This window comes from Angustibacter sp. McL0619 (assembly GCF_049994355.1).
Taxonomy (GTDB): Bacteria; Actinomycetota; Actinomycetes; order Actinomycetales; family Angustibacteraceae; genus Angustibacter.
This window is the reverse complement of sequence record NZ_CP188257.1, coordinates 2,275,491-2,301,268: the sequence shown is the minus strand read 5'-3', so window position 1 is coordinate 2,301,268 and position 25,778 is coordinate 2,275,491. Positions and strand designations below refer to the sequence as shown.

The 25,778-nt window shown below is 69.0% G+C and carries 21 protein-coding genes and 1 tRNA gene; 6 read left to right on the top strand and 16 right to left on the bottom strand.

All coding sequences use genetic code 11. From position 1 onward, the window contains the following. Positions 1–31: 31 nt before the first annotated feature. Positions 32–715 carry a response regulator gene (locus ACPPVT_RS10635; protein ID WP_426566956.1) on the bottom strand — a complete coding sequence of 228 codons (684 nt, stop codon included), beginning with the start codon at positions 713–715 and terminating at the stop codon, positions 32–34. Between the two features lie 247 nt (positions 716–962). Here ACPPVT_RS10635 and ACPPVT_RS10630 point away from each other — a divergent pair, with 247 nt between their 5' ends. Genes ACPPVT_RS10630 through ACPPVT_RS10620 form a run of 3 tightly spaced genes read left to right on the top strand, consistent with a single transcriptional unit; the run spans position 963 to position 4,730 of the window. Continuing rightward, the gene (locus ACPPVT_RS10630; protein WP_426566955.1) at positions 963–2,756 is read left to right on the top strand and encodes an ABC transporter substrate-binding protein; all 1,794 of its coding nucleotides are present in this window, start codon (positions 963–965) and stop codon (positions 2,754–2,756) included. A 38-nt stretch (positions 2,757–2,794) separates the two neighbouring features. After that, positions 2,795–3,751: an ABC transporter permease gene (locus ACPPVT_RS10625; protein WP_426566954.1), complete on the top strand. Its 957-nt coding sequence runs from the start codon at positions 2,795–2,797 to the stop codon at positions 3,749–3,751. Between the two features lie 31 nt (positions 3,752–3,782). After that, complete coding sequence (locus ACPPVT_RS10620; protein ID WP_426566953.1) at positions 3,783–4,730, top strand: ABC transporter permease; 948 nt, start codon at positions 3,783–3,785, stop codon at positions 4,728–4,730. A gap of 85 nt (positions 4,731–4,815) precedes the next feature. On the opposite strand, the gene rpsA is transcribed toward ACPPVT_RS10620, so the two are convergent. From rpsA to ACPPVT_RS10605, 3 genes are all read right to left on the bottom strand, one after another. Continuing rightward, positions 4,816–6,315 (bottom strand): 30S ribosomal protein S1, encoded by a 1,500-nt coding sequence (rpsA, locus tag ACPPVT_RS10615; protein WP_426566952.1) that lies wholly within the window; start codon positions 6,313–6,315, stop codon positions 4,816–4,818. Positions 6,316–6,435: 120 nt separating this feature from the next. Then, entirely contained in the window at positions 6,436–7,431 is a 996-nt protein-coding gene (locus tag ACPPVT_RS10610; RefSeq protein WP_426566951.1) for a phosphotransferase family protein, read from the bottom strand. A 59-nt stretch (positions 7,432–7,490) separates the two neighbouring features. Further along, complete coding sequence (locus ACPPVT_RS10605) at positions 7,491–9,296, bottom strand: substrate-binding domain-containing protein (protein WP_426566950.1); 1,806 nt, start codon at positions 9,294–9,296, stop codon at positions 7,491–7,493. A 192-nt stretch (positions 9,297–9,488) separates the two neighbouring features. Between ACPPVT_RS10605 and ACPPVT_RS10600 the strand changes: the two genes are divergently transcribed. Beyond that, complete coding sequence (locus tag ACPPVT_RS10600; protein WP_426566949.1) at positions 9,489–10,289, top strand: class I SAM-dependent methyltransferase; 801 nt, start codon at positions 9,489–9,491, stop codon at positions 10,287–10,289. 72 nt (positions 10,290–10,361) lie between these two features. On the opposite strand, the gene ACPPVT_RS10595 is transcribed toward ACPPVT_RS10600, so the two are convergent. The 11 genes from ACPPVT_RS10595 to ACPPVT_RS10545 form a co-directional block, all read right to left on the bottom strand. Then, complete coding sequence (locus ACPPVT_RS10595; protein ID WP_426566948.1) at positions 10,362–12,806, bottom strand: hypothetical protein; 2,445 nt, start codon at positions 12,804–12,806, stop codon at positions 10,362–10,364. Then, positions 12,803–13,381 (bottom strand): hypothetical protein, encoded by a 579-nt coding sequence (locus ACPPVT_RS10590; RefSeq protein ID WP_426566947.1) that lies wholly within the window; start codon positions 13,379–13,381, stop codon positions 12,803–12,805. Before ACPPVT_RS10590 ends, ACPPVT_RS10595 begins: the two co-directional genes overlap by 4 nt. A 125-nt stretch (positions 13,382–13,506) precedes the next feature. Further along, positions 13,507–14,925, bottom strand: coding sequence for a hypothetical protein (locus tag ACPPVT_RS10585; protein WP_426566946.1), 1,419 nt, complete (start codon positions 14,923–14,925; stop codon positions 13,507–13,509). Further along, positions 14,904–17,621 carry a DNA polymerase I gene (polA, locus tag ACPPVT_RS10580; protein ID WP_426566945.1) on the bottom strand — a complete coding sequence of 906 codons (2,718 nt, stop codon included), beginning with the start codon at positions 17,619–17,621 and terminating at the stop codon, positions 14,904–14,906. Before polA ends, ACPPVT_RS10585 begins: the two co-directional genes overlap by 22 nt. A 43-nt stretch (positions 17,622–17,664) precedes the next feature. Next, on the bottom strand, positions 17,665–18,231 hold the full coding sequence (locus ACPPVT_RS10575; RefSeq protein WP_426566944.1) for a GNAT family N-acetyltransferase: 567 nt from the start codon (positions 18,229–18,231) through the stop codon (positions 17,665–17,667). A 178-nt stretch (positions 18,232–18,409) separates the two neighbouring features. Next, positions 18,410–19,126 (bottom strand): ABC transporter ATP-binding protein, encoded by a 717-nt coding sequence (locus tag ACPPVT_RS10570; protein WP_426566943.1) that lies wholly within the window; start codon positions 19,124–19,126, stop codon positions 18,410–18,412. Further along, on the bottom strand, positions 19,116–19,940 hold the full coding sequence (locus tag ACPPVT_RS10565; RefSeq protein ID WP_426566942.1) for an ABC transporter ATP-binding protein: 825 nt from the start codon (positions 19,938–19,940) through the stop codon (positions 19,116–19,118). The genes ACPPVT_RS10570 and ACPPVT_RS10565 overlap by 11 nt, the downstream gene beginning before the upstream one ends. Next, complete coding sequence (locus tag ACPPVT_RS10560; RefSeq protein ID WP_426566941.1) at positions 19,933–21,087, bottom strand: branched-chain amino acid ABC transporter permease; 1,155 nt, start codon at positions 21,085–21,087, stop codon at positions 19,933–19,935. The genes ACPPVT_RS10565 and ACPPVT_RS10560 overlap by 8 nt, the downstream gene beginning before the upstream one ends. Next, positions 21,084–22,073, bottom strand: a complete 990-nt coding sequence (locus tag ACPPVT_RS10555; protein ID WP_426566940.1) for a branched-chain amino acid ABC transporter permease — start codon at positions 22,071–22,073, stop codon at positions 21,084–21,086. Before ACPPVT_RS10555 ends, ACPPVT_RS10560 begins: the two co-directional genes overlap by 4 nt. 93 nt (positions 22,074–22,166) lie before the next feature. Next, complete coding sequence (locus ACPPVT_RS10550) at positions 22,167–23,300, bottom strand: branched-chain amino acid ABC transporter substrate-binding protein (protein ID WP_426566939.1); 1,134 nt, start codon at positions 23,298–23,300, stop codon at positions 22,167–22,169. Between the two features lie 189 nt (positions 23,301–23,489). Further along, on the bottom strand, positions 23,490–24,092 hold the full coding sequence (locus tag ACPPVT_RS10545) for an ANTAR domain-containing response regulator (RefSeq protein ID WP_426566938.1): 603 nt from the start codon (positions 24,090–24,092) through the stop codon (positions 23,490–23,492). Between the two features lie 58 nt (positions 24,093–24,150). Here ACPPVT_RS10545 and ACPPVT_RS10540 point away from each other — a divergent pair. Together ACPPVT_RS10540 and ACPPVT_RS10535 are read left to right on the top strand one after the other, a co-directional pair. Continuing rightward, positions 24,151–24,223, top strand: a tRNA-Leu gene (locus tag ACPPVT_RS10540). Positions 24,224–24,265: 42 nt separating this feature from the next. Continuing rightward, the gene (locus ACPPVT_RS10535; RefSeq protein WP_426566937.1) at positions 24,266–25,018 is read left to right on the top strand and encodes a hypothetical protein; all 753 of its coding nucleotides are present in this window, start codon (positions 24,266–24,268) and stop codon (positions 25,016–25,018) included. A gap of 98 nt (positions 25,019–25,116) precedes the next feature. On the opposite strand, the gene ACPPVT_RS10530 is transcribed toward ACPPVT_RS10535, so the two are convergent. Next, positions 25,117–25,689 carry an FMN-dependent NADH-azoreductase gene (locus ACPPVT_RS10530; protein ID WP_426566936.1) on the bottom strand — a complete coding sequence of 191 codons (573 nt, stop codon included), beginning with the start codon at positions 25,687–25,689 and terminating at the stop codon, positions 25,117–25,119. Between the last annotated feature and the right edge of the window lie 89 nt (positions 25,690–25,778).

Below are 25,778 nucleotides of genomic sequence, written 5' to 3'. Positions count from 1 at the left end.
CGCCGTGTCAGTGGTTTGCGTCGCAGCAGCACTACAGCACCAAGCGGTAGCCCATGCCCCGGGCGGTGACGACGAGCACCGGGCTGGCCGGGTCCGGCTCCACCTTGGCCCTGAGCCGGCGGATGTGTACGTCGACGATCCGGCTGTCGCCGAAGTAGCCGTAGCCCCAGACGCGATCGAGGAGGTGCTCACGACTGCAGACCGCGCCACCGGCCGAGGCGAGCTCGGCGATCAACCGGAACTCGGTGCGGGTCAACGGGATCGGCTCGCCGCCTCGGGTCACCAGTCCGTCGCTCTGGCCGATGCACAGGTCGCCGGAGCGCACCACGGCGTGCGCCGGCTCGCGCACCGGCTCCGTGCGACGCAGCAGGGCGCGGATCCGGGCGGCGAGCTCCTTGGCCACCAGCGGCTTCGTGACGTAGTCATCGGCGCCCGACTCCAGGCCGGCGACGACGTCGTGGCTGTCCGCGCGTGCTGTCACCATGATCACCGGAACCGCGGACACCCGCCGGATCTGACGACAGACGGAGAACCCGTCGGTGTCCGGCAGCATCAGGTCGAGCAGGACGACGTCCGGTGCCTCCCGCTCGAGCGCCTCCAGGCCCTGCTGCCCGTCGGCCGCCACCGTGACGTCGTAGCCCTCGTCGGCCAGGGCGAGGCGGAGCACGCGACGTACTCGAGCGTCGTCCTCGACGAGCAGGACACTCCTGGCCACGGCTCCAGTGTCACCCCGTTCGCCGGGCGTGACGCCGACCTCGGCCGGGATTTCATCTGATGACTCGAATCTTCACCTGACGACCACGAGACCGGGCGGCAGGTCACCTGATGACGCGTCTGCGACGTCCATGTGACAGTGCCGTGACGTACCGCCGTCCATGCCGTGCCGGCCGCCGGAACGTGCCTACCGTCACCGGGCGGCCGCCGCTGGTGGCCGAGGTTCCAGCTCGTCGTGAGGAGGCGGCATGCGCAACAAGACTCCGCTGGTGGTCGTGGTCGGTGCGACGTCGGCACTGGTCCTGACCGGCTGCGGCGGCTCGTCCGGGACGTCCAGCTCGTCGGCTGGCAGCAGCAGTGAAACAGCCGTCACCGGCGGCACGCTCAACATGCTCGGCACTGGGGACGTGGACTACATGGACCCCAACATCAGCTACTACAGCATCGGTTACCAGGGCCTGCGGATGTGGAGCCGGCAGCTGTTCACCTACCCCGCCGTCCAGGGCAAGACCACCACGGCGGTACCCGACCTGGCGACCGTGGTTCCCACGTCCGGCAACGGGATCAGCGCCGACGGCAAGACGTACACCCTGACCCTGCGACCCGGCGTCAAGTGGGACACCACGCCGACCCGCGCGGTGACCGCAGCGGACGTCGTCCGCGGGGTCAAGCGCACCTGCAACCCGGTGCAGCCGTTCGGCGGCCTGCCCGACTACGAGAGCCTGATCCAGGGCATGCAGAGCTATTGCAACGGGTTCGCGAAGGTCGCACACACCCCGACCGCCATCGCCGCCTACGTCAACGGCCACCCCCTGGCGGGCGTCGTCGCCCAGGACGCCAGCACGGTCGTCTTCCACCTCACCCGACCGGCCAGTTACTTCCTCGACATGCTGACCCTTCCGGCATTCTCACCGGCGCCGGTCGAGTTCATGAAGTACCTACCGGCCAGCTCCGCGCTCGCCCAGCACACGGTCTCGGACGGCCCGTACCGGGTCGACTCCTACGTCCCCACCAAGTCGATCACGTTCAGCCGCAACCCCGCCTGGGACCCGGCGACCGATCCGGTGCGCAAGGCGTACGTGGACACGATCAAGATCACCGAGACCTCCACCCAGGACTCGATCCAGCAGCAGCTGCAGACCGGCACCCCGAGCGCCGACATGGAGTTCGATGCCGGACCGCCGCCGTCTCAGCTGCCCGGCCTGGTCAGCAAGAAGGACTCGAACCTCAACCTCGGCGCGACCTCATCGAGCAACCCCTATGTCGTGTTCAACACGGTGTCTCCCAACAACAGTGCCGCACTGAGCAAGGTGCCGGTCCGGCAAGCGTTGTCCTACGCGATCAACCGAGCACACATCCAGCAGGTCCTCGGCGGTCCCACGCTGAACCCGGCACTGACGCACGTCCTGCCCCCCGAGATCGTCGGTTCCAAGGACTTCGACCTCTACCCCAATGACGTCAGCAAGGCGAAGTCCATGCTGGCCGCAGCGGGATACCCGCATGGCCTGACGCTGAAGTTCCTTTACCGCAACGCCGCTGAGGGCAGTAGCAAGGCCTTTCAGACGATCCAGCAGGACCTCGGACAGGTCGGTGTGAAGGTTGTCGGCGTCCCGTCACCCAACGCCGACTTCTATACCAAGTACCTCGAGGTGCCGTCGGTGGCCAAGCGCGGTGTCTGGGACGTGTCACTGGCCGGCTGGGGCGCGGACTGGTACAGCAACGCGGCACTGTCCTTCTTCAGCCCGCTGTTCGCCGGCTCGCCGTCGTTCCCGCCAGTCGGCAGCAACTTCGGGCTGTACTCGGACCCGACCACGACCGAGCTGATCAACCAGGCGGCCGCCGCGCAGACCGAGGCCGCCGCCGTCACCCTGTGGCAACAGGCCGACCAGCAGGTCATGAAGGATGCGGCCTTCTACCCGATCACCGACCCGCTGAACCCCAACTACCACGCCAGCCAGGTGCACGGCGCGGTGTACGTGCCGGCCATCCAGAACTTCGATCCCACCAACGTCTGGCTGTCCAGCGGCAAGCAAGGTGGCTGACGAGGTGACAGTGCCGACAAGGTCGGCGAGGGTGACCCGTGAGCACTAGCCCACTCCAGGCGCGGCAGACCACGGGCGGTGCCGCCCCGACGGACGACGTCGTCGTACGGATCGAGGGACGTAGCCCGTGGTCGCTCGCCTGGAACCGCTTGCGGCGCGACCGGGTCGCGATGATCTCGCTGAGCGTCATCCTGCTCATCGTCCTGATGGCGGTCTTCGCGCCAGTGTTCGCCGCGGTGACGGGCCACCCGCCCAACGAGCAGTACCGGGTGGACGGCCTCACCGCGGACGGCCTGCCCCGGCCCCCGAACGCCACCTTCTGGCTCGGTACCGACGACCTCGGCCGCGACATCCTGGTCAGGATCGCGTACGGCGCCAGAATCTCGCTGCTGGTAGGCGTGCTGGCCACCGGCCTGACGGTGGTCGTCGGCGTGGTGATGGGCCTGGCCGCGGGCTTCTTCGGCGGGTGGGTCGACACCGTGCTGGCCCGGCTCATCGACGTGATCCTGTCCGTGCCGTTCCTGCTCGTCGCGATCGCACTGGTCTCGATCGTCGGTCCCAGCCTGCTGCTGACCATCGTCGTCATCGGCTTCTTCAGCTGGGCGTCGGTGGCCCGGATCGTACGCGGTCAGGTGCTGTCGTTGCGCGAGACCGAGTTCGTCGAGGCAGCCAGGTCCATCGGCGCGAGCAACTCGCGAGTGATGTTCGTCGAGATCCTGCCCAACGTGCTCGCCCCGGTCATCGTCTACGCGTCCCTGCTCGTCCCGGTGGTGATCGTCGTCGAGGCGACCCTGTCGTTCCTGGGGCTCGGGCTGACGCCGCCCACGGCGGACTGGGGCGGGATGATCAGCGAGGCCCAGAGCTACTACACCACCGCGTGGTGGTTCCTGGTGTTCCCGGGTGCAGCGCTGCTGCTCACCACGATCGCGTTCAACCTCTTCGGCGACGGCGTGGCCGACGCCTTCGACCCGGGCGCCGCGCGCCGTCCGCGCTAGCAACCTCCGGAGGGCCCCGATGGTGCGCTTCATGATCCGCCGTCTGGCGCTTGGCTTGCTCGTGCTGTGGATCATCACGATGGCGGTGTTCTCGCTGTTCTACGTGCTGCCCAACAACGTCGCTCGAACGCTCGCCGGCCGGCAGGCAACCCCGCAGACCGTGGCCCTGATCAGTCACCGGCTCGGCCTCGATGAACCGCTGTGGCGGCAGTACCTGCGGTTCGTGGGGAACGCTGCCCGCGGCAACCTGGGCTACGACTACTACCACGAGGTTCCGGTAACCCACATCGTCGCGGCCGCCCTGCCCATCACGGCGTCACTGGTGATTGGTGCCGCCGTGCTCTGGCTGCTCATCGGCGTCTTCAACGGCGTCGTCTCCGCGGTGCGGCCGCGATCGGCGGTCGACCGCGGCCTGACGATCTTCTCGCTGTTCTTCTACTCGATGCCGTCGTTCCTGCTCGGCCTGCTGCTGCTGTACTTCCTGTACTACCGGCTCACGCTGGCCGGTCGTCCGGCGTTCCCGCCGGGCGGGTACTCGCCCTTCCTGCAGGGGCCGGCGGCGTGGCTGCAGCACATGATCCTGCCCTGGCTCACCCTCGCCCTGGTCTCCGCAGCGACGTACACCCGGCTGACCCGGGCATCGATGCTCGAGGTGCTGGGCCAGGACTACATCCGGACCGCGCGCGCCAAGGGACTCAACGAACGCCGGGTGGTCGGCGTTCACGCGCTCCGCAGTGCGATGACCCCCGTCGTGACCCAGCTCGGCATCGACGTGGGCGTGCTGCTGGGCGGCGCCGTCGTCACGGAGACGGTGTTCAGCATGCCCGGGTTGGGCAAGACCGCGGTGGACGCGATCACCCAGCAGGACCTGCCGGTGATCGTCGGCATCGTCCTGGTCGCCGCGGTGGCGGTCGTGCTGGCCAACATCGCGGTGGATCTGGCCTACGCCGTGCTCGATCCGCGCGTCCGGTTGCACTGAGCATCTGCGCCGTCGGCACCTGGGCCGGAACGCGCAGGAGCCCCGCACCGTACGGTGCGGGGCTCCTGCGTTCTCGAGCGGTGGATCAGGCGCCGGTGAGCTTCTCGCGAAGCGCGGCAAGTGCCTCGTCAGAGGCCAGCGTGCCCTCGCCCTGCGCCTGGGCGGCGTCGGCCGGGGTGACGCTGGTGGTGTCGTCGGCCGTCGACTCCGAGGAGTAGGACGTCGGGGCGTCACCTTCGGCGCGAGCCTCGGAGTCGGCCTTCGCCGCCTCCTCGATCTGCGTCTTGTGGGCCTCCCAGCGGGTGTGCGCCTCGGCGTACTGCTTCTCCCAGACCTCGCGCTGCGCCTCGTAGCCCTCGAGCCACTCGTTGGTCTCGGGGTCGAAGCCCTCGGGGTACTTGTAGTTGCCCGCCTCGTCGTACTCGGCCGCCATGCCGTAGAGCGTGGGGTCGAACTCGGTGACCTGCGCCGAGGTGGAGTCGTTGGCCTGCTTGAGCGACAGCGAGATGCGCCGACGCTCGAGGTCGATGTCGATCACCTTGACGAAGATCGAGTCCCCGACCTGCACGACCTGCTCGGGAATCTCCACGTGGCGCTCGGCCAGCTCGGAGATGTGCACCAGGCCCTCGATGCCCTCGTCGACGCGCACGAACGCACCGAACGGGACGAGCTTGGTGACCTTGCCTGGGACGACCTGGCCGATCGCGTGCGTGCGCGCGAACTGCTGCCAGGGGTCCTCCTGCGTCGCCTTGAGCGACAGCGAGACCCGCTCGCGGTCCATGTCGACGTCCAGGACCTCGACCGTGACCTCCTGGCCGACCTCGACGACCTCGGACGGGTGGTCGATGTGCTTCCAGGACAGCTCGGACACGTGCACCAGACCGTCGACGCCGCCGAGGTCCACGAACGCACCGAAGTTGACGATCGAGGAGACCACACCGGAGCGGACCTGGCCCTTCTGCAGGGTCTGCAGGAAGGTCTGGCGCACCTCCGACTGGGTCTGCTCGAGCCAGGCGCGACGGGACAGGACCACGTTGTTGCGGTTCTTGTCGAGCTCGATGATCTTCGCCTCGAGCTCCTTGCCCACGTAGGGCTGCAGGTCGCGGACGCGGCGCATCTCGACGAGCGACGCCGGCAGGAAGCCGCGCAGCCCGATGTCCAGGATCAGACCACCCTTGACGACCTCGATCACCGTGCCGGTGACGATGCCGTCCTCCTCCTTGACCTTCTCGATCGTGCCCCAGGCGCGCTCGTACTGGGCGCGCTTCTTGGACAGGATGAGCCGGCCCTCCTTGTCCTCCTTCTGGAGGACCAGGGCCTCGACCTCGTCGCCCACGCTGACGACCTCGTTGGGGTCGACGTCGTGCTTGATGGAGAGCTCGCGGGAGGGGATGACACCCTCGGTCTTGTAACCGATGTCGAGCAGGACCTCGTCCCGGTCGACCTTGACGATGACCCCTTCGACGATGTCTCCGTCGTTGAAGTACTTGATGGTCTCGTCGATGGCGGCGAGGAAGTCCTCAGCCGAGCCGATGTCGTTGACGGCAACCTGCGGGGCGCGCGTCTCGGTGGTGCTGGCAGTCATGTAGTGGGGGCTCCGATGCGGACAGATGAGTCGAGTGGTGGACAGTGTTGAGTGCTTTGTCGCACACGTGTGCGACGCCCCACCCTATCGACCAGGTCTATGGCCGGTCAACGCGGCCCCTCAGCGACGCCCGCGCACCGCCGCCAGGCCGCGCAGCGCCGTCCGGGCCACCGTGATCGGAGCCGGTGCTGAGGCGCCGCGCTCCGGCCTGGCCCCCAGCTCGAGCAGCGAGAACATGTCCAAGTCGGCCGCCCGCTGGAGCCAGTCGTCGTCCAGGCCGCCCAGGCCCGCGCTGGTCATCGTGCCGTCCTCGTAGATGCCGGTGTGCAGGGCGTCCACGAGTCCGCGCCGGAAGGCGGACCAGGAGGCCGCACCGACGTCGCCGCTGCCCGCTCCCTGGTCACCGGCCCGCAGCAGGTTGCCCACGTCCTCCGTCCACTCCCCCGCGTGCGCGAACTCCCAGTCCAGCACCGCGCGCAGCCGGCCGGTGTTCGGGTCCACGATGAGGTTCTTGCCGTTCAGGTCGCCGTGCACCAGGGACGCCGGCCGAGTCGGACCCATCGCCAGCCGCTGCGCCGCTGCATCCACCGCGGCCCGCAGGCCAGGGGTGCTGCGTCGGCCCAGACCGCCGGCAGCCAGACCGGCTTCGAGGTGGCTGTACCAGGCAACCAGGTCAGCCTGGTAGGCCGGCCACTGGCCGACCCGCAGGTCGGCGTCCACGAACGGCCCGTGGCCATCGCAGCGCACGGCCCGCAGCCGGGTGACCAGCCGCGCGCACTGGCGGCCGAGCGCGTTCGATGCGGGCAGCGGCAGGCCGCGGTCCAGCAGGTGGTCCGCCCGCTTGCCGTCCACCCCGGCCGTGACGATGTGCGGGGGCAAGGCGCCGACCCCGCGCGGCTCGGCGGCCAGGATCTTCGGCAGCGGCACCACGCCGGACAGCCGGCGCATGATCGCCAGGTCGAGCGTGGCCTGGCCCGGCGAGGCCAGGTAGAGCCGGACGAAGGCCCGCTCGCGGAACCACGTTCCCGAGAAGGTCTCGCCGCTGAACCCGCCGGTCGCAAGCTTCGGCTCGTGGAGCACCTTTGCTGCCAGTGACAGCGGATCGGACTTCGACACCCGCACATCCGAGCACAGGGCCCGGGTGGTTGTCAGGTGCTAGAGCCGTGTCGTTCGCCTCACTCCGACAAAGAAGCCAGCAGGACGCGCTCGATGTCGGCCGGGCTGGCGGCCACGAAGCTCTGGCCGCCGGTGGCTTTGGCGATGGCTGACAGCGCCGCCGCGTCGGCCTGGGCGCCGTACGCCACGGTGTAGACCCGCACCGGCCTGTCCGGGTCCTGCTCCTTCTTGAGGGCCGCCACGAGACCCTTGAGCGAGATGCTGCCCGGGTCCTCGTTCTTGCCGTCGCTCAGGATCACCACGACGTCCTGGTCCGCACGCCACTTGCTGCGCACGTCGCGGACGGCGGCCAGCGTGGTGTCGTACAGGCCGGTGTCACCACGGGCGGTGAGCCTGCCGATGCCGACCCGGACGGCATCGCGCCGGGTGCCTGCGCCGACGGCGTCCGACGCCGCACCGAGCGGGACCACCACCTGGTAGTCCTTGTCGCCCTTCAAGCGGCGGGAGAACTCCCACAACCCGATGGACGAGCGGTCGGACGTCGACACGATCGCCGAGGTCAGCGCCTTCTGGGCGAGCTCGAGCCGGGTCAGGCCGAGCCGCGGGACCTGCTCCTTCATCGAACCGGACACGTCGACCGCCAGCAGGACGGAACCGGTGCGCTCCAGCGCGGACCAGGACTGCAGCGCGCGGGTGATCGACTGCAGCGTCGGCTGAGACAGTTCGAGCGTGGCCAGCTTCACCTCGTGCACCGAGGCGCCCGAGCCAACTGTGGCCGGCCCGGTCTCGGTACCGGACTCCCCGGTCGGGATCCGCCAGCCGGCCCGGGCGAACGCCCTGCTGCCGTCCTGCGAGGTCAGGAACTGCCCGAAGGACTCCGCGGCCGTCATCGCCCGCACCCGGTCCAGCGAGGTGCCGTACAGCGGCAGGTAGCCCACCTTGGACGACGCGCCGCTGACACCGACGGTGACCGGGGCGAGCTTCTCGACCGGGTTGGCCGCGTTGAAGGCTCGCACCTCACGCTCGGTGGACGGCGTGATCATGGACTGTTTGAGTGCCTGGGCCGGGGTCAGCTGCGCATCGGACAGCGACGCGACCGCCTTGCTGTCGTCCAGGTTCAGCGAGGTGAGGGCGTTCTGCACGCGCAGCATGCCGCCGCGCAGCTGCTCGGCGTTGCCGGTGTCCAGCTTGGCGAACAGGGTCATCAGACCGTCCAGGCCGGCCGTGGACTTCTGCGGGTCCGGCCAGGCCACGCGCACCCGACCCCACTCGGGGTGGCCGAACCTGGCCCAGCCGGCCGGGTCCTGGGCGAGCGCGACGAGGTCGTCCAGCTCGGCCTGCCGCTTGGGCCAGCCCAGCGCCTTGGCCATCGGCTCGGGGATCGCGGCCACGACCGGAGAGCTGGCCAGCACGGAGAACACGTCGGGGAGCAGCCGGTCCACCTCGGGGCGGCGCGAGAGCACCTTGGCCCAGGTCGCCGACTCGGGGATCCACACGTCGAAACCGGGGTCGCGACGCAGCGCCGCGGCCGACACAAGGGCCTCGTTGACCTTGGGCACGTCCATCGCCGTGACGTCCACGGTGACGCAGGCGTCGCCCACCTGGGGCTTGCCCCGCTCGAAAGCCCTCGCCTCCTCGACGACCTCGTCCGCCACAGAGGACGAGGCAGCCACCCGGAGGATGACCGGGCTCGCGCCGCAGCTGGCTGCGCCGCGCGCCTGGTAGCCCCACCAGGCCAGGCCCGAGGTGCCGACCACGATGATCAGCAGGGTGGCGAGACCCGCGACGGTGCGGGCCCGGTGGCGGGACTTGCGGGCCCGGTGGCGCGATCGCAGCTGCGCGCGGGTCAGCGTGTCGGTTGTCATGACGGTCGCCCTCGGTCACTTTCGGTGCGCAGAAGGGGGCCTGCAAGTACGCGGGCCCCGGAGGATGGTGACACAGAATCACCGTCTTGAGCAGATGCCGGCCCCAGCTTGACAATTCTCTGCGGTAATCGAGTGCAGTGGTGACACGCAGTAGCCAGGCCTCTTGGTCCACCGGCAGGGCAGGATGGGGTGATGACGCACGAACCGGTGGGCGACGTCCGCCGCCGAGCCGCGGACCTGGCGGAGACCGCCGAGGCCAACCGTCGTTGGTGGGACGCCGAGGCGCCGGAGTACTACGCCGAGCACGGTGCGTTCCTCGGCGACGCACGGTTCGTGTGGGGACCGGAGGGCCTGGACGAAGCCGGCGTGCACCTGCTCGGCGACGTGTCCGGGCGGCTCGTGCTCGAGGTGGGTGCCGGGGCCGCCCAGTGCTCGCGCTGGCTGGCCGGGCAGGGTGCCCGCCCGGTCGCCGTGGACCTGTCCATCGGGATGCTCCGGCAGGGCCGGGCCATCGAGACCGACGCGCCGGTGCCGATGGTGCAGGCGGACGCCTGCCGGCTCCCGCTGGGCGACAGCAGCGTGGACCTGGCCTGCTCCGCGTACGGGGCGGTGCCGTTCGTGGCGGACTCGGCGGCGCTGATGCAGGAGGTCGCCCGCGTGCTGCGCCCGGGCGGGCGGTGGGTCTTCTCAGCCAGCCATCCGGTGCGCTGGGCGCTGCCGGACGACCCCGGCGAGGCTGGGCTGGTGGTGCGCAGCTCCTACTTCGACCGCACGCCGTACGTCGAGGAGGGCCTGAACGGCGACGCGGTGTACGTCGAGCACCATCGGACGTTGGGCGACCGGGTCCGTGAGCTGGTGGCCGCCGGCTTCGTCCTGGACGACCTGGTGGAGCCGGCGTGGCCGGACGACAACGAGGCGACCTGGGGTGGCTGGAGCCCGCTGCGCGGCCGGCTGGTGCCCGGTACTGCGATCTTCGTCAGCCACCTGGCCTGAACGCCGTCGAGGTGGCCCCCCCAAAGGACGACCACCTCGACGGGTCACTACTTGGCTAGCGCGGCACCGACCTCAGACCAACCGCTGACGGAGGGCCGCGGCCGCACCGCCGGCGATGGCGAAGATGGCTAGGGCACCGAGGCCGCGGCCCCAGTTGCGGCCGCTCTCGCCGTCCGCACCCGCCAGTTCCATCGTGTAGGCGGTCTGGCCGGTGGCACCCTCCGGGGCCCCGTAGGCCATGGACTCCGTCTGGGCGCGCTTGGCGCCCGCGTCGATCAGCGCGTACTTCTCGCCGAACGTCTGGGCGGTGTCCTTGCCCTTGCCGATGAGCACCTTGGTGCCCTGGTCGGACAGCTGCTGCGCACCCTCGGTGATCGCTGGGGCGCCCTCGGCCGCGGTGTCCGTACCGGCTGCGAGCTGGCTCGAGCCGCTGGCGGCGTCGCCGAGACCGCTGCTCAGCTTGTTCGCACCGTCCGACAGCTGACCAGCACCGTCGCCGAGCTGACCCGCACCCGAATTGATCTTGCCGAGACCAGAGTCGAGCTGGTCCGCGCCATCGGCGATCTGGCCTGCACCGTCGTTGAGCGCAGCGGCCGCGCCGCGCGCCGTCGACTCAGGGTCGGTGGACGGCGTGCCCAGGCTGTCGAGCAGGGAGGCGACGATCGTGTCCACCAGCTGCTGGACGCCGGCGTTGACCGCACCCATGCCATAGGCCAGTCCGCCCGGGTCGGTCGCGCCGTAGGTCCCGGGCGTGTGGGTGTCCGTGCCGACGATGAGCTTGTTCAGGCCGTACTCCAGCCCGCCCGGGTCGGTCGGACCGTGGGTGCCAGGCGCGTGGTTGTCGATACCCGCGCTGATGGAACCAAGGCCGTAGAGGACTCCACCGGGATCGGATGCGCCATACGTCTTGGGCAGGTGGCTGTCCAGCGCCACCGAGGCAGCCTGCAGCTTCTGCTTGAGCCCGCCGTCGGGAGCACCCGTCGTGCCGACCGGGGTGTCCATGGCTACGACGAGCGTGCCTGCGGCCTGGAGCGCCGCCAGGAGATTGGGGCAGTCGGCGTTGGCGGCCGGGTGCGGTCCGCTTCCGTCGATGCAGCCCTTGCCCACGGCGAGGGTCTGGACGTTCGACTTGGCAGTCGTCGCCAGCGCCGTCAACTGCGGCACGTCCGAGCTGATCGAATCGTCGATCTTGCCCTTCAGGGTGGTTATCCCGCTGATCAAGGCGGAGACACCAGGCTGGAGCTGGCCCGTGACGCCGGACTTGAGCAACGTCAGACCGCCACGGAGTGTGGTCGGATCCGCGGGGTTACCGATCGCGGCCTGGATGCTGTCGATCCCCGCCAGCAGCTTCTTGTAGTCCGCGTTGCTCGGGATCGCCTTGATGCCATCCGCGAGGTCGGTCAGGCCGCCCTGGAATACGGCGAGCTGGAAGTCCAGCTCGGCGGCACCGTCGGCCAGCTGGCTGGAACCCTTCTTGGCGTCCTTGGTGCCCTTGGCCAGGACACCGACGCCAGCGTTGAGCTTGGTAGCGCCGTCGGCCAGCAACGCGGCGCCGGGGGCGGCGTCGTTGTTCAGGCCGTCGCTCAGCTGGTGCGCGCCACCCTGGAGCTTGATCAGTCCGGCCAGCAGCTTGGCCGAACCGTCGCGCAGCTTGAGCAGGTTCTCGTCGATCTGGATGGCGCCGCTGGTGAGCTGGGCGCCGGTCTCGGCGCCGCCCTTGTAGCTGGCTGCACCGCCGCTGAAGGACGGGCTGGCCAGCGGGTCGACCGGCAGGGCCGAGACCGACGCGGTCGGCACGACGCCGTCCTTGATCCGAGCCTTGTAGCCGAACTCAGCGGTCTCGGACCCGATCGGCGCGAACAGCGTCATCGTGAACGACAGCAAGGTGCCGCCGTGACCGTCGCCGGCCATGTTGGCCTCGTCCGAGCTGACCTCGGTGAAGCTGGAGGGCAGCGTCGTGGACAGCGAACCGACCATCGGGATGGTGATCTGCTCGTCCTTGGTGACCTGCTTGCCGGTGCCGTCGTCATAGGACACCGTCCCGGTCTTGCCGGTGTTGTTGGTGACCTTGTAGTGCACCTCGAGGATGCCGTTCTTGCCGACCACGTCGCCGGGCTGCACCTGCTTGCCGTCGAGGGTGTAGGTGACTGCGATGTTCAGCGGCAGGTCCTTGGTGAAGTTGCTGACGGTTCGCATGCGCTTGTCACCGTCGACGTCCACGGAGGCAACCATCTTGCCGTCCTTGACGTCGTAGCCCTTGAAGCCGTCAAGGTTGCGCAGCCCATCCGTGGAGACGGGGTTGGACACGTCGACCTTGCCCTTGCCAGTGAAGGCGAGCTGCTCGTAGACGCGCTTGTCCTGCACCTTGCCGGTCGCGTCCAGGTGCGCCTCGATCGTCTCGGTGTTGGACACCGTGACGTCGGAGGCGGCGAGCGCGGAGCCCGCCGAGAGCATGAGTGCCGCGGGGACGGCTGCGCCCATCAGGGCGATACGGAAGGCGGTGCGCTGACGGATCACAGGGTCTTCTCCGAAACGAGGTCGTCTTGGGCGGGGTCGAGCTCGCTGGCGCTCGTCCCGTTCGCCGCCGTCTCGTGCGCGCGGTTGGCGAAGACGGAGGCGCCCAGGAACGCGGTGGCCAGGTAGCCGAGGGCAACGGCGAGCAGCACGTTCGTCGCCGCGGTCGGCGACTCGTGCAGGAACAACGAGGGTGCATTGGAGTAGGTGTCCTCGTAGGCGCCGACGATCGCGGCGACCCCGACGAGCATCGCCCACAGCGGCAGCCGCGTCGCGGTTGCGACCGAGACCGCCATGCAGGCCACCAGCACGATGATCGCCGCAACGGCGACCCCGGCGTCCGTGTCGGGGAGCAGCGCCGCCCGCAGCGCGAACCCGATCCACGCGAACGCGAAGCCGGCCAGGAAGCCGACCACGCGCTCCCACGGGGCGCGGTCCGGCACCAGGCCGATCACGGCACCCAGCGCGGTGCCCAGGAGGGCGACGTGCTGGAGGTCCAGACCGAACAGGTTGCCGAGTCCGATCACAACTGCTGTCATCACGGCGAGGATGAATCCACCGACGACGTTCTTCCTCATGTCCACCTCTGACTGGGCATGCCGTTTGGAAGTCACGTCGGGTGAGTGACCACGGCTGCGAATTAATACCACGGAGTAACTTGTCGGGTCACTAACGTTCGCCAAACACCCTCGTTACGAAATCGTCACGAAGGCCACACCGGGGCCACATAGTCCGTCGTGACGCCTCGAGAGTTATACAGCAGGTCGGCCAGCCGGGCCGAATCCGGACGTCGGCCCGTGCGAACCCAGGCGTCCAGCACGGCCACGGCCGCCTCCCGCTGGGCCGCGGTGAACGCGCAGTGCCCGCCTCCGTACGGCGCCGGCGCGGCATAGCTCGCCGGAGGCTTCACGTACAGCTGGAGCAGGTCCCCGGCACGGCCCGCGTGCGTGACACGGTCGGAGAACAACCGCTCGTTCTGCACGAGCACCAGCGGGTCGGCCGTCGTGTGCAAGGTCACGGTCGGCACCCGCAGGCCACCGCTGGGGCTGCCCAGCCGGTCCGCCGCCGCCCGGGCGGACGCCTTAGCCGAGACCCGGCGCCCCCGCGCAAGCCCGGCGAGCAGCCGGTCCGTCGTGCCGGGGCCGCCGAGCTCGTCCACGCGGGCCCGCTCCTGCATGCTGACCCGGCTGCCATAGTCGACCGAGCGGTTGGACGAGGGGTTGCCACCGACCCGCTGCTCGATGTCGTAGCGGCCGTAGGTGCCGTAGCCCAGTCCGGTCAGAACGGACTCCGCGGCAGCGCCTGTCCTCGACGACTGCGTGGAGCCGTCGAACTGCGCGGTCTGCTGCGGCGCGTCCACCAGGGCGGAGACCAGGGCCAGGGGCGCGGCGGCCGTCCCCCCGGTTGCCGCCGCGGTCACCACGACACGCTCGGCGCTCTGCCACTGATGCACCGCGGCCGTGTGGCTGCGGAACCCGGTGAGCTGGAGCCCCGGCACGAGCAGCTCGCGAACCGCGTAGGCGACGTCCAGTGCCAGGTCGAGGTTGTCGTTAGTCCCGCCCAGAACCCCGCACAGCGGCGCCGCACCACTGACCCAGGCGTTCCCCTGCTCGGCGAGCGTCTGGCTGACCAGACCACCCAGCGAGTCGCCCCACACGTACACCCGGCGCGGAGTCCCGACGGTCCTGGCGAAGTAGGCGTACAGCGCCTCGTCCGCGGCCACCCCCTCGGGGACCGCCCAGCCGTTCTGGGACCATGACGAACCGGCCAGCGCGTAGCCCTGCTCGAGCAGGTCGTCAGCGACGTCCTCACCCGGCGCCGGGACGGCGTCCGTGGCGGGCGGAGCGAACTGCGGCGGCACCGGGTGCGCGAACCGGTAGCCGTGCGAGTACAGCAGCAAGGTGCCGTTCCAGGTGGTGGGCAACACGATGCGATAGCGCGCGCCACCCAGCACGCCTTCGCACGCCACCTGGGTGCAGGGCTTGAAGGCGGCGGGATGCTCGCTCTTCGCAGCCGATGACTGCGCGCTGCTGGAACCCGTGCACGCCGCGAGCAGGACGACGGCGGCCGCCACGGCTATCGCTGCGACGCGGCCCCCGGTCAGTGACCGGCGGCCTCCCACGAGGCGCCCACCCCCACCGACACGTCAAGCGGTACCGACAGCTCGACGGCATGCCCCATTGCCTCGCGCACCAGCTGCTCGAGCGCGTCCTGCTCCCCCGGCGCGACGTCGAAGATCAGCTCGTCGTGCACCTGGAGCAGCATCTGCGAGCGCAGGCCGTGCTCCTCCAGTGCCGCTGCGACGCGCAGCATGGCCACCTTGATGATGTCGGCCGCCGAACCCTGGATGGGCGCGTTGAGCGCCATTCGCTCGGCGGCCTCACGGCGCTGACGGTTGTCACTGGTCAGGTCGGGCAGGTACCGGCGACGGCCGAGCATGGTCTGGGTGTAGCCACTTCGACGGGCCTCGTCGACGACCGAGTCGAGGTACACCCGGACGCCACCGAAGCGTTCGAAGTACTCATCCATCAACCCACGGGCCTCGTCCACCTCGATCCGCAGCTGGCGGCTGAGCCCGAAGGCCGACAGCCCGTAGGCGAGCCCGTAGCTCATCGCCTTGACCTTGCTACGCATCGCCGGCGTGACGTCGACCGGCTCCACCCCGAACACCCGCGCCCCCACGTAGCGGTGCAGGTCCTCGCCGGTGTTGAACGCCTCGATCAGGCCGGCATCGCCGGACAGGTGGGCCATGATGCGCATCTCGATCTGGCTGTAGTCCGCCGTCAACAACGTCTCGAACCCCGCCCCGACCACGAAGGCCTCACGGATCCGCCGTCCCTCGTCGGTGCGGATCGGGATGTTCTGCAGGTTGGGGTCCGTCGAGCTGAGCCGCCCGGTCGCGGCGATGGTCTGGTTGTACGTCGTATGGATCCGGCCGTCGTCCGAGACCGTCTTTCGCAGCCCCTCGACCGTCTGCCGCAGCCGCGAGACGTCGCGGTGGCGCAGCAACGCTTCGAGGAACGGGTGCGGACTCTTCACGAACAGATCCGTGAGCGCCTCGGCGTCGGTGGTGTAGCCCGTCTTGGTGCGCTTGGTCTTCGGCATGCCGAGCTCGTCGAACAGCACGGCCTGCAGCTGCTTGGGCGATCCGAGGTTCAGCGTGCGTGCCGAGCCGTCCGGATGCTGGGGCAGCGCGGCGAACGCCTCGTCCGCGGCCCGCTTGACCTCACCCGCGAAGCCGGCCTCGAGATCGGCGAGCTGGTCGTCGTCGACGCCGATGCCGCGGCGCTCCATGTCGGACAGCACCCACACGAGCGGGAGCTCGACGTCACGCAGCAGCTCAGCCCCGCCCCGGGCCTGCAGCTCGGCGTCCAGCGCATCGGCCAGGTCGAGCACCGCGCGGGCCCGCACCATCGCGGTCTCGTCGTCCCCGGGACCGTCACCGGTGTCCAGCGTCAGCTGCCCGCTCGCGTCCTCCGCCTCCAGGCGCAACTCGCGGCCCAGATGGCGCAGCACGAGGTCGGCCAGGTCGTAGGAGCGCTGGTCCGGACGCACCAGGTAGGCGGCCAGGGCCGTGTCGCTGACCACCCCCCGCAACGGCATTCCCCGCTCACGAAGCGCGTGAGCTGGACCCTTCGCGTCGTGCAGCGCCTTCGGGCGGGCCGAGTCGGCCAGCCAGTCGGCGACGGCGGCCAGCCCGGCTTCGCCGAGCTCGGTGAGGTCGACGTAGCCGGCGGACTCGTCGGCCGCCGCGACCGCGATCCCCCAGGCGTCACCGGTGCCCCGGGCCCAGCTGCCGGCCACGTGCACCCCAGTGCGCACCCCCGGCCCGGCGTGCTCGGTGAGCCAGGCCGCGACGTCGGTCGAGCCCAATCGCGAGGTGGCCAGGTCGAAGCCGGACTCCGCCTCGGGCTCCGGTGCGTCCACCGAGTCGAACAACCGCTCGCGAAGAACCCTGAACTCCAGCCCGTCGAAAACCTGGTGGACCTCGTCGCGATCCCACTGCCGGCGCGCGAGGTCGGCCGGACCGAGCGGCAGCTCGAGGTCACGGACGAGCGCGTTGAGCCTGCGGTTGCGGAGCACGCCGTCCAAGTGCTCGCGCAGGCTCTCGCCGGCCTTGCCCTTGATCTGGTCGACGTTGGCCACGACGCCGTGCAGGTCACCGTAGGTCGTGATCCACTTGGCTGCCGTCTTCGGACCGACGCCCGGCACCCCCGGCAGGTTGTCGCTTGTCTCCCCCACCAGCGCGGCCAGGTCCGGGTAGAGCTCGGGTGGGACGCCGTACTTGTCGAGAACCGCCTGCGGGTTCATCCGCCACAGCTCGGAGACACCCCGAACCGGGTAGAGCACGGTGGTGGAGTCGGAGACGAGCTGGAAGTTGTCGCGGTCGCCGGAGCAGATCAGGACCTCGATGCCGGCCTCGGCGGCCTGCGTGGTGAGCGTGGCGATGACGTCGTCCGCCTCGTAACCCTCCTTCTCGATCACCGGGATGCGCAGAGCGGCGAGAACCTCGTGCAGCAAGGAGATCTGACCGCGGAACTCGTCCGGCGTCTTGGCGCGCCCGGCCTTGTACTCGGCGTACTGCTCGCTGCGGAAGGTCTGTCGCGACACGTCGAACGCGACGGCGATGTGGGTCGGGAGCTCGTCTCGCAGCAGGTTGATCAGCATCGACGTGAAGCCGTACACGGCGTTCGTCGTCTGGCCCGTCGAGGTGGAGAAGTTCTCCGGCGGGAGGGCGAAGAAGGCGCGGTAGGCCAGCGAGTGCCCGTCGAGCAGCAACAGGCGAGGACGGTCGACGGCGGTGTTGGCTGAGCTCACGGGATCACCCTAGGGCCGCCCGCCGACAGCTCCGTCCCCGGCGTCAGGCGCTGCTGCGCGCGCGCAACGCGCCGGCCATGCTCCGAGCCCGCAAGGAGCGGCGGCGCAGCACCGTCGCGTCTCGGGCCAGGCACGGCTCGGGCACGAGCCGGCGACGCACGGCCGCCACCGACGCCACCCGACGCACCACGAACGGCGTGAAGCCGAGCCGGGCGAAGAAGCGCTGGCCGTCACGCCCGGCCGCCGGGACGCTGGTCGAGATCTGGCTCGCGCCACCCTGCTCGGCGAAGGTGGTGGCGCGGGCGATCAGTGCGCGTCCCACACCCTGACGGCGGGCTTCCTCGTGCACGAACAGGTGCTCGATGGCCACGCTCGGCTCATCCAGCAACGGCAGCAGGGGCCCGCGGGAGAGCACCACGAAACCGACGTCCTGACCGTCCAGGGCCGCAAGGAAGGCCTTGACGCCGTCGCGTGCGATGGCGCGTCCGAGGGACTGGGCCAAGCCGCTGCGTTCAACCCGACCGACCGCTGACACCCGCCCGACCGGGCGGGATTCGACCCACAACTCGGCCAGCGACTCGATGTCCACTGACTCCTCGGCGTCAATCACCCGAACGCTGACCTGACACGGGGCCACAAGTCCTCCTGACGACTTCTTGGCGGGGCCCCCACCCGGCTGCCTGCACGGCGACTGATTCCGTTGCAGACCATACGACCTCTGCACCCCCTGACGGTAGTGTCTGTCGATCTCGACACCACCGGCGGGGGGTGTGCTGCGCTTTCAGTACCTAGACGTCGCCGCCCAGGTAGGCGGCACGGATGCTGTCATCGGCAGCCAGCTCGCTGCCCGACCCGTCCCGGACGATCTCGCCGGTCTCCAGGATGTAGGCGTGGTCGGCGGTCTTCAGCGCCTGCGCCGCGTTCTGCTCGACCAGCAGGATCGTGACGCCCTGGCCGTGGATCTCCCGGATGATCGCGAAGATCTGAGCGATGAGCTTGGGCGCGAGACCCATCGAAGGCTCGTCCAGAAGCAGAAGCTTCGGTCGGCCCATCAGGGCTCGACCGATGGCCAGCATCTGCTGCTCGCCGCCGGACATGGTTCCTGCTGCCTGGGTCGCCCGTTCCTTCAACCGCGGGAACAGTTCGTACACCCGCTCGAGGTCCTTCGGGACCGTCACCTTGCGGTCCTTGCGGAAGTAGGCGCCCATCTCGAGGTTCTCCATCACGGACATCCCCGGGAACACGCCTCGACCCTCGGGCGACTGCCCGATACCGAGCTCGACCCGCCGGTGTGCTGGCAGCGTGGTGATGTCCTGGCCGTCGAACGTGATCTTGCCGGCCCGCGCCGGGTGCAGGCCGGACACCGTCTTCATCGTCGTCGTCTTGCCGGCGCCGTTCGCCCCGATCAGGGTGACGACGCTGTTCTCGGGTACGCCGAAGGAGATGTCGCGGATGGCCTCGATGCGTCCGTAGTTGACGCACAGGCCCTCGACCTCAAGAAGCATCTTCTTCGTCAACTCCCAGGTAGGCGGCGATGACAGCGGGGTTGTCACGGATGTCAGCCGGGAGCCCCTCAGCGATCTTGCGACCGAACTCCAGGACCACGATGCGGTCCGTGACACCCATGACCAGGCGCATGTCGTGCTCGATCAGCAGGACTGTGTACCCCTGGTCCCGGATGCGCCGGATCAGGTCCATCAGGTCGCGCTTCTCTGCCGGGTTGAAGCCGGCCGCCGGCTCGTCCAGACACAGCAGCTGCGGGTTCGTCGCCAGCGCGCGGGCGATCTCCAACCGACGCTGGTCGCCGTACGGGAGGTTGCGGGCCAGCTCGTCCGCACGCTTGCTCAAGCCCATGAACTTGAGCAGCTCGCGCGCCTTCTCGTGACCCTGGTCCTCTTCGCGGCGGTGCTTGGGCAGCTTGAGCAACGAGGTGAACAGCCCGGTGCTGTGCTGGGCGTCAGCGCCAACCAGGATGTTCTCCAGGGCCGTCATGTTGCCGAACAGCCGGATGTTCTGGAACGTCCGGGCGATGCCGAGCTTGGTGATCGCGAACTTGTGCAGACCGGCGAGAGAGTCGCCGTTGAAGCGCACCTGGCCGGACGTGACCTGGTAAACACCGGTCATGGCGTTGAAGCAGGTCGTCTTGCCGGCGCCGTTCGGCCCGATCAGGCCGAGGATCTCGCCACGGCGGATGTCGAAGGACACGCCGTCCAGCGCGACCACACCGCCGAACCGCAGCGTGACGTCCTCGAGGGAGAGCAGCACGTCCCCGGTCGAGGACGGCGCGGCCGCGGTACCGCTCGTCTGGGTGTCAGACATGTGCCGCCCCCTCCTCGAGCTCCTCTAGCTCCTCGTCGGCCTGCCTGGCTCGAACTGTTCGCTTCGGTGGCAGGAGTCCCTGTGGGCGGAAGTTGGCCAGCACGATCAGCAGGATCCCGAAGACCAGAACGCGGTACTCGGCGAACGGCCGGAAGATCTCCGGCAGGTAGGACACGATGATCGCGCCCACGATCACGCCCCAGCGGTTGCCCGCGCCGCCGACCACGACCGCGGCCAGGAAGAGGATGGACAGCAGCAGCGGGAAGGACTCGGGGTTGATGAACGCCTGCCGGGTGGCGAACAGCCCACCGGAGAGACCGCCGATGAAGGCGCCGCAGGAGAACGCGAGCAGCTTGAACTTGAACGTCGGCACGCCCATCAGCTCGGCGGCGTCCTCGTCCTCGCGGGTGGCCTCCCAGGCTCGGCCGACCCGGCTCTGCACGAGCCGCTTCTCACCGGCCAGGATGATGAAGATGACCGTCAGCGCGAGCCAGTAGTACGGGATCTGGTCGAGCACCCCGAACTTGATGAACGAGGTCGTGTTCTCCAGGTCGATCGTGGCGACGAAGCCGCTCCAGCTCACGTGCGGCAGCTTGAAGATCACGATGCTCGGCGGGCGTGGGATGTTGCTGATGCCCGCGGCTGCGCCGACCCACTGCAGGTTGACGGCCGTCAGCCGGATGATCTCGCCGAAGCCCAGCGTCACGATCGCCAGGTAGTCACCGCGGACCCGCAGCGTCGGCGCGCCGAGCAGGATGCCGGACACCGTGGCGACCAGAGCACCCAGCGGCAGAAGCAGCAGCAGCGGCACGTGCGCGTGCAGCGAACCGAGCACACCGACCGTGTACGCACCGATCGCGTAGAAGCCGACGTAGCCGAGGTCGAGCAGGCCGGCGTAACCGAGGACGATGTTCAGGCCCAACGCCACCAGGACGTAGGTCGAGACGTTGAACAGCACGGCGCCGAAGTCGCTCTGGCTCGGTGAGATCAGCGGCGGGTTGATCAGTGGCAGCAAGTACAGCAGGAGGATGCCCAGCGCACCCAGCAGCACGCGTACCGGCTTGGGTTGGCGACGGATCACGTCGGCCACCGTGACCAGAGGGTTGCGCTGCCGCGGGCGGCCGCGGGCGGCCGTGGTGGTACTCATGCGCGTGCCCTCCCCAGGGACTCACCGAGCAGGCCGGTAGGTCGGAACAGCAGGATGACGATCAGGAGCACGAACGCGACGACGTCCTGCCACTGGGAGCCGACGATCGCCGAGCCGTAGTTCTCGGCCAGCCCGAGGACGAAACCGCCGAGCAGCGCACCGCGGACGTTACCGATCCCACCGAGGACGGCGGCCGTGAACGCCTTGACGCCGAGCAGGAAGCCCGCGTTCCAGCGGGTCACGCCGAACTTCATCAGGTAGAGCAGCGCGGCGGAACCAGCCATCAGGCCGCCGATCAGGAACGTCACCCGGATGACCTGCTGCTTGTTGACCCCCATCAGTGCAGCGGCGTCGGAGTCCTGCGCCACGGCGCGGATACCGCGACCCAGTCGCGCTCGCCGGATGAACTGGTCGAGCGCGATCATCATCACGAGCGCGCTGCCGAGCACCAGGAGGTCGATGTTGCTGACCCCGTAGTTGCCGATGTTGAACAGGATCCTGGACTCGAGCGGGTTGGCGAACCGGGTGTTGTCCCGGGCGCCGTTCACGTAGAGATGCAGCGTGCCGTCCAGGCCGATCCAGCCCGTGATCTTGTCGCGTAGGCCCATGATCTCGCCCAGCACGAACGACATGCCGATGGCGCTGATCAGGGCCGTCAGCGGTGGCGCCTTCAGCCGGATCAGGCGCCGGTAGGCGACCCGCTCGACGACCAGGGCCACCCCCCCGCTCACCGCCATGGCGGCGATGAGAGCGACCAGCAGGAGGATCGCAATCTCCAGTGGAGAGGGGTTCGGCCCGGCGCCGATCGCGGTGAGTGCCCAGACCGCGGCGAAGCTCCCCCACATGAACACCTCGGAGTGGGCGAAGTTGATCAGGCGCAGGACGCCGTAGACCAACGTGTAGCCCAGGGCCACCAGCCCGTACACCGCGCCCTTGATCAGGCCCGTGCCGGTCAACGCGGCGAAGTTGTGGATCAGGTACGACATCCGACCTCCAGAAGCCTGGACACCCCACGCGGCCGGGAGCCTACCGCTCCCGGCCGCGTGGACCTCACAGATCAGTGCGTGTTGGGCCTGGTGTTACTTGACTTCCTGGTCGGGGACGATCTTGCCACCCTCGACCTTGTAGGCCCAGACCGTCACGTTGGTCGGCTCGCCCTTGTCGTCGAACTTGAGCTGCTTCGTGACACCCGGCTGGTCGTAGGCCTTGGTGAAGGCGACCACGTCCGCACGGCTGGTCTTGCCGGCCTTGACCGCGGCGATGATGATCGACGCTGCGTCGTACGCCTCTGCGCCGTAGGTGGCGGGGTCGGCGTTGAAGGCCTTCTTGTAGTCCGTGTAGAACGTGCCACCGGCCTTGTCCGGGGGCAGGCACGGGCAGGTCATGATCGTGCCCTCAGCGGCCTTGGCGCCGGCGGCGGTGATGTAGCCGTCGTCCTTGACACCGTCACCGACGACGAACTTGGCGGTGATGCCGGCGTCCGTCATCTGCTTCTTGATCAGGCCGGCCTCGGCGTAGTAGCCGCCGAAGAACACCGCGTCAGCGTTGGCGCTCTTGATCTTGGTCACGGTCGGACCGAAGTCCGTCTGCTTCTGCTGGATCGTGTCGGTGGCCACCACGGTCGAACCGAGGGTGCTCTTCACGATGTTGGCCAGGCCCTTGCCGTACTCGGAGGCGTCGTCCACGACGACGACCTTCTTGGCCTGCAGCACGTTCTGGATGTACTTGGCGGCGGCCGGGCCCTGCGAGGCGTCGTTGCCCAGCACGCGGAAGAAGGTCTTCCAGCCGTTGGTCGACAGTGCGGGGTTGGTCGCGGAGGCGGAGATGGTCACCAGACCGGCCTCGTTGAACAGAGGGTCCGCAGCCTTGGACTCGCCCGAGAACGCCGGCCCAACGATGCCGATGACGCTCTTGTCGTCGACTGCCTTCTTGGCCAGTGCCGGGGCCTGCGCCGGGTCGCCCTGGGAGTCGAAGTCGACCAGGGTGATCTTTGTCTTCGGGCTCGTGGCGTTGTACTGGTCGATCGCCAGCTGAGCGCCCTTCTTGATGTTCTGGCCGAGGTTGGCAGCATCACCGGTCAGAGCACCGAAGAAGCCGATCTTGACCTCCTTCGGCGCGCTGCTGGCGTTGTCCGAACTGGACGTGCCGCCGCAGGCGGTCAGCGCGAGGGCCGCGACGGCCACCGGGACGCCGAGCTTGAGGATGGAACGCACGTGGTCCTCCTGTTCCAGGGGCGGGTGCGGGCGTGCACCGGCCAGTGGGTGTTCCCCCAACGGGGTGTCACGACCCTAGACCCTAGATCCAGCAGAACCCAGCACTCCACGCCACGCGTAACCGTCTCGTGATGCATTGACGACCGTCACGAAGGTGAGTGGCCGCGCCGCTCGCCGCCGGCGACGGGACTAGTCGGCCATCCCCGACACGACGGCGTCGGCGACCTCGCGCATGCTCAACCGCCGGTCCATCGACGTCTTCTGTATCCAGCGGAACGCCTCGGGCTCGCTCAGCCCGAGCTTCTTCATCAGGACGCCCTTGGCGCGGTCCGTGCGCTTGCGGGTCTCGAACCGCTCCCCAAGGTCAGCCACCTCGGCCTCGAGGGCCCGCAACTCAGCGTACCGGGACACCGCGAGCTCGATGGCCGGCAGCAGGTCGGCCTTGCTGAACGGCTTGACCACGTACGCCATCGCGCCGGCGTCCCTGGCCCGCTCCACCAGCTCGGTCTGCGAGAACGCGGTGAGCATCACGGTCGCTCCGAGCCTCTCTTTGCCGATCTGCTCCGCAGCCGAGAGCCCATCCATCACCGGCATCTTGACGTCGAGCACGACGAGGTCGGGCAGCAGCTCGCGAGCCAGCTCGACGGCCTTCTCGCCGTCACCTGCCTCACCGACGACATCGAATCCCTCCTCCCGCAGCATCTCGACGAGGTCGAGACGGATCAACGACTCGTCCTCGGCGACGACGACACGACGACCACTCGCAGCGGCAGGGTGGGGGGTTGAGGCCATGCACGACAGTCTACGGATGGCCCGTTACGCTGGTGTTGCGCACCTGCTCGGTGTCGCCGCCCCGATAGTCCAACGGCAGAGACACGGTGCTCAAACCACCGACAGTGTGGGTTCGAATCCCACTCGGGGCACGGATCCGCCCAAATGTCGGATGCTCCTGACACGGTGTCCGAATGTATGGACCCGACACTCGGCAGGCGGCGCTCACCGCGCTCGCACAGGGACGAACGCTCAGCGACGTCGGTCGCGAGCTGCTGGTGTCGCGGGCCACGCTGCGCGAGTGGAGAGCCCGTCAGGGAGGGTACGCGCCGGGTCAGCTCGCGCGGACTCTGTGCCCGCGGAGCCGTCCGCTCGACGAGAAGGACTACGCGCACCTGTTGGGGTTGTATCTCGGCGACGGGTGGCTGACCGCACACCCACGTGACGTCTACGCCTTGCGCATCTCGTGCGACGCCAGGTATCCCAACCTCATCGACGAGTGCAGAGGATCGATGCTCTCGGTGCTGGCTCGGCGAGTGTGCCTGGTGACCGCGCCAGGGTGCGTCCAGGTCACGGCGTACTCCAAGCACTGGCCGTGCCTGTTCCCTCAGCACGGCCCGGGCCACAAGCACGAACGTCCGATCGTCCTGGAGCCGTGGCAGCGCGAGATCGTCGAGCAGCACCCAGGCCGATTCGTTCGCGGCCTGATCCACTCGGACGGCTGCCGGGTGACCAACCGGGTAGCACGCGTCGTAGGTGGACAGCGGCGCAGGTACGAGTACCCGCGGTACTTCTTCACCAACGCCTCGGAGGACATCCTCGAGCTGGCCGCCTGGGCGCTCGACCTGCTCGGCGTCCAGCACCGGCGCCCCACCGCCAGGAACATCTCGGTCGCTCGGGCCGACTCGGTCGCGGTGCTCGACCAGCAGGTCGGGCCCAAGTCATAGCCGACCGGCGTCGACGTGCCCGGTCAGGCCAGCTCGGGCTCGACGCCGGCGGATGTTGCCGTGCGCTCAACAGCAGCCAGGTCGACGTCCGGAAGGTCCTATGGGGTCCGCTGGGCGGGCACTCGCCAGCGGCTGGATTTCGCAAGCTCTTCGGCCTGCGCGATCGCCTGGGCGTAAGCCGCTTCCCGAAACGCGTGCCGGTCCGTCGGCTGGAAGTCGACGAACGTCAGGTCGCTGATCCCGATGAAGCCGAAGATCGCGCGCAGGTAGGGCTGCTGGTAGTCGAAGGGCCGCACCGGGATGCCTATCTCGTTGAAGCCAAAGGCGTAGCCGGGTTGAACCAGGCAGTCGATGTAGTGCTTCAGGACGTGGAGGATCCCGAAGTTCCACATCGGTGTCGAGAGCACGTACAGGTCGGCGGCCAGGAACTGGTCGATCAGCTCCTCGATCCGCCGCCAGGACCGTTGCAGCCTCGGGTCGAGCGACTGACCGCTCATCAACATGTACTTCGCCTCGATGTTGTCGCCGATCAAGGGCGGCAGGTCGACGCGGAACAGGTCGATGGTGTCGACCGTCAGGTCCTCGTGGCCCGCCGACAGCGAGGAGAGAAAGGCGTCCGAGACCTGGAGGGTGTTGGAGCTCTGCGCCCTCGGTGTCGCGATGACGTGCAAGACCTCATGATGCCCCCGGTGATGCGCAGTGAGTGGACGTCGTGCGTCGTCGAGCTCAGTCGCAGCCTGGGGCACAGTGTGCTCCCACC

What these genes read in the sequence shown, in the direction of transcription:
- ACPPVT_RS10630 (WP_426566955.1), top strand. Translation starts at nt 963, where the DNA reads ATGCGCAACAAGACTCCGCTGGTGGTCGTGGTCGGTGCGACGTCGGCA.
- ACPPVT_RS10620 (WP_426566953.1), top strand. Translation starts at nt 3,783, where the DNA reads ATGATCCGCCGTCTGGCGCTTGGCTTGCTCGTGCTGTGGATCATCACG.
- rpsA (WP_426566952.1), bottom strand. Translation starts at nt 6,315, where the DNA reads ATGACTGCCAGCACCACCGAGACGCGCGCCCCGCAGGTTGCCGTCAAC.
- ACPPVT_RS10605 (WP_426566950.1), bottom strand. Translation starts at nt 9,296, where the DNA reads ATGACAACCGACACGCTGACCCGCGCGCAGCTGCGATCGCGCCACCGG.
- ACPPVT_RS10600 (WP_426566949.1), top strand. Translation starts at nt 9,489, where the DNA reads ATGACGCACGAACCGGTGGGCGACGTCCGCCGCCGAGCCGCGGACCTG.
- ACPPVT_RS10590 (WP_426566947.1), bottom strand. Translation starts at nt 13,381, where the DNA reads ATGAGGAAGAACGTCGTCGGTGGATTCATCCTCGCCGTGATGACAGCA.
- ACPPVT_RS10570 (WP_426566943.1), bottom strand. Translation starts at nt 19,126, where the DNA reads ATGCTTCTTGAGGTCGAGGGCCTGTGCGTCAACTACGGACGCATCGAG.
- ACPPVT_RS10565 (WP_426566942.1), bottom strand. Translation starts at nt 19,940, where the DNA reads ATGTCTGACACCCAGACGAGCGGTACCGCGGCCGCGCCGTCCTCGACC.
- ACPPVT_RS10560 (WP_426566941.1), bottom strand. Translation starts at nt 21,087, where the DNA reads ATGAGTACCACCACGGCCGCCCGCGGCCGCCCGCGGCAGCGCAACCCT.
- ACPPVT_RS10555 (WP_426566940.1), bottom strand. Translation starts at nt 22,073, where the DNA reads ATGTCGTACCTGATCCACAACTTCGCCGCGTTGACCGGCACGGGCCTG.
- ACPPVT_RS10545 (WP_426566938.1), bottom strand. Translation starts at nt 24,092, where the DNA reads ATGGCCTCAACCCCCCACCCTGCCGCTGCGAGTGGTCGTCGTGTCGTC.
- ACPPVT_RS10535 (WP_426566937.1), top strand. Translation starts at nt 24,266, where the DNA reads ATGTATGGACCCGACACTCGGCAGGCGGCGCTCACCGCGCTCGCACAG.